At 38.4% G+C, this 3,316-nt stretch carries 2 protein-coding genes; one reads left to right on the forward strand and one right to left on the reverse strand.

Translation table 11 applies throughout. The features are described 5' to 3' along the window. Nucleotides 1–171 precede the first annotated feature (171 nt). The gene (locus VLN09_RS02380; protein WP_325243613.1) at nt 172–1,854 is read left to right on the forward strand and encodes an NAD-dependent malic enzyme; all 1,683 of its coding nucleotides are present in this window, start codon (nt 172–174) and stop codon (nt 1,852–1,854) included. A gap of 184 nt (nt 1,855–2,038) precedes the next feature. Here the strand turns inward: VLN09_RS02380 and VLN09_RS02385 are convergent. Further along, a partial coding sequence (locus tag VLN09_RS02385; protein ID WP_325243614.1) for a sugar transferase occupies nt 2,039–3,316 on the reverse strand: 1,278 nt, incomplete at its 5' end.

Here is a 3,316-nt window from a genome sequence, read left to right on the forward strand (position 1 = left end):
CTTGATTTTACTAGCCTAGATTTAGTTTCAAGAAAGTCACTGATTTATAGTATATTTAAAATCAGTGACTTATGAAAATAAGTTGAGAGCGGCGTTTATTTAATGAATCGGCAAAAATATTTAACCCATTAACTTTGTACCACCCTATACTTTTAATAAGAAGATTTTATCATGCCAAACCAACGTCCGTTATATATCCCTTTTGCTGGTCCTGCACTATTAGAAACCCCTTTATTAAATAAGGGTAGCGCTTTTTCATCAGAGGAGCGCGATAGCTTTAATTTAACCGGTTTGCTACCTCATAACATTGAGACGATTGAAGAGCAGTCATCACGTGCTTATCTTCAACTACGCTCATTTACCAGTGATATGGATAAGCATATTTATTTGCGTAATATACAAGACACCAATGAGACATTGTTTCACCATTTGATTGAGCAGCATATTGAGGAAGTAATGCCGCTCATATATACCCCAACGGTTGGGCAAGCTTGTGAAAAATTCTCACAAATTTATCGCCGTAAACGTGGTTTATTTATCTCTTATCCTGAGCGCCATAAAATTGATGACATGCTGCAAAACGCCACCAAACAAAACGTAAAAGTGATCGTTGTCACCGATGGTGAACGTATCTTAGGCTTAGGTGATCAAGGGATTGGCGGCATGGGTATTCCCATTGGTAAATTGGCCTTATATACCGCTTGTGGTGGTATTAGCCCTGCTTATTGCTTACCTATTTTGTTAGATGTCGGTACCAATAATCAGCAGTTGCTTGATGACCCTATGTATATGGGTTGGAGAAATCCACGAATTTCTGGCGATGAGTATAATGAATTTGTCGACTTATTTATTCAAGCAGTTAAACGTCGTTGGCCAGAGGTGTTATTGCAATTTGAAGATTTCGCACAGGAAAACGCGACCCCATTATTGAATAAATATCGTGATCAGCTATGTTGCTTTAATGATGATATTCAAGGGACAGCTGCTGTTTCAGTCGGTACATTGATTGCAGCGTGTTTAAATAAAGGTCAAAAACTTAGTCAACAAAATATTGCTTTCTTAGGTGCAGGATCGGCTGGTTGCGGTATCGCTGAGCATATTATTCGCCAAATGCAGCGTGAAGGCTTAACGGAAGAGCAGGCACGCAAACAAGTATTTATGGTTGACCGTTATGGTCTGTTAACCGATAGCATGACAGAGCTACAGAAATTCCAAGCACCGTTAGTGCAAAAAGAATCAGATATTGAACACTGGGATAAGAGTCAAAAACTTGGCTTAGCGCAAGTGGTTAAACAAGCAAAAATAACCGTATTGTTTGGCGTAAGCGGGCAAAAAGGTCTGTTTACACAAGAGGTCATCGAAGCGTTATGTGCTAATACTGAACATCCAATTGTATTGCCGCTATCGAACCCAACTTCTCGTGTTGAAGCAACACCGCAAGAAGTGACTAACTGGAGTAGAGGTAAAGCCATTGTTGCAACGGGCAGTCCTTTCCCTAATACCACCTTTGAAGGTCAGTCTTTTGAGGTTTCCCAATGTAATAACAGCTATATATTCCCAGGTATTGGCTTAGGGGTTTTAGCAGCACGTGCGACGGGTATCAGTGATAATATGCTGACGGCGGCAAGCCAAGCACTTGCAGATATCTCAGTAGAATATGAAAAAGCACCCGGTGCCATATTACCGTCTATTAAATTCATTAGAGAGATCAGTGAAAAAATAGCCTATGCAGTTGCTCTACAGGCGATTGAAGATAAATTGGCATTACCGGTAACGGCAGAAAATTTAGAACGTCGTTTAAAAGCGAACTTCTGGTTACCTAAGTATCGTAAATATCGCCGTACTTCTTTCTAACGGTATAGACAATACAAATAAAAAAGCCGAATGTTACGATTAAAGTAGCATTCGGTTTTTTTATGCCTAGATTCTTTTATCTCGTTTAGATGAAAGCTATTTTAAAGTATGCAAAACTTCTGCTGAGAAAAATTATCCACTCAAAATGTCAGTGAAAGTTAAGAGTGTCTTATAGGTAATGGTTTTAACGCGAACCAAAGCCTGTAAATGTGGTATGAATGGTTCGAAAGAAAATCAGCAAGTCCAATGTAAATGATATGTGCTTGATATAGTAAAAGTCATATTCAATTTTTAATTGGGTCTCTGCTGCGCCAGTTGCATACCCCTGATTGACCTGTGCCCAACCAGATATTCCGGGCTTTACAATATGACGATAATTAAAAAAAGGAACTTGTTGTTCGAGCTTGAGAGCAAAATCAACAAACTCGGCCCTAGGACCTATTAAGCTCATCTCACCTTTAATAACATTAAGAAATTGAGGAAGCTCATCAATTCTAGTCTTACGAATAAACTGACCAACCTTGGTAATTCGGTCATCGTTATCAACGGTTAAAATTTCTTTAGATTTTTCGTGCATACTACGGAATTTATAAACTTTTATGGTTTTCCCGCGATGACCAACTCGTAATTGGGTATAAAAAACCTTACCATTATCTTCAAGTTTAATTGCTATTGCAGTGAATAAAAAAATGATGAGAGTGAAGGGTAGTAACAATAGAATAATTAAAAAATCTAAACAATATTTTAGCAGCATGTAATTTTCACAAGGCAGTAGGGAGCCCAATTCATTCTCATACATGTGATTGATTCTGACTCTTCCGGTCAGTGACTCACGAATATGACGATGATGATAAACGGGAATGCCTTGTAAAGTTTTATTAGCAATAAACTCCTGCCAGTCATCAGTCAAGTCATAACTATGAAGATCCGTGACGATACCACTGACAGCCTGATCTAGATTGATAGCATCTAGCTTTAACCACTCCGCTGAAGGCACTTGCTCTGGCATATTCTTCGCTCTACCTACTGGAATATAGGCGAGGGTCTGAACGGTATAATGACGGTTGATTATATTAATAATAAGAAGGTAGCTTAATAAGCAAATGCCACTGAAACAGTAATAGATGAGAGAAAAAGGATAGTTGGTCAATTCAGCGGGTGCAAAAACCAATGCAAACCAAAAAAGAAATACTGGCAGTATATATGTGCTTGAATTAATACCTGGGAACTGACGTATAAAATTCAAGGTCAGTATAGTCAATACAGTAAGGGTAGCACTAGTAAGGAGATTAAAAGTGCTGGCTTTAGTAAAGCCTTGAGTCAGGTAATTCGATTCAACAAAAAGATAAGGAATCCAAGTGCACAGTAATAACCCCACAAGCAGCTGAACAGGTAGGAAACGAAAATATGCCAGTGTATTCTTATTAAACATAGTTACCGTCTTAAAATTGTATAGTACAAG

It is taken from the genome of Psychrobacter sp. (genome assembly GCF_035469765.1).
Lineage (GTDB): Bacteria > Pseudomonadota > Gammaproteobacteria > Pseudomonadales > Moraxellaceae > Psychrobacter.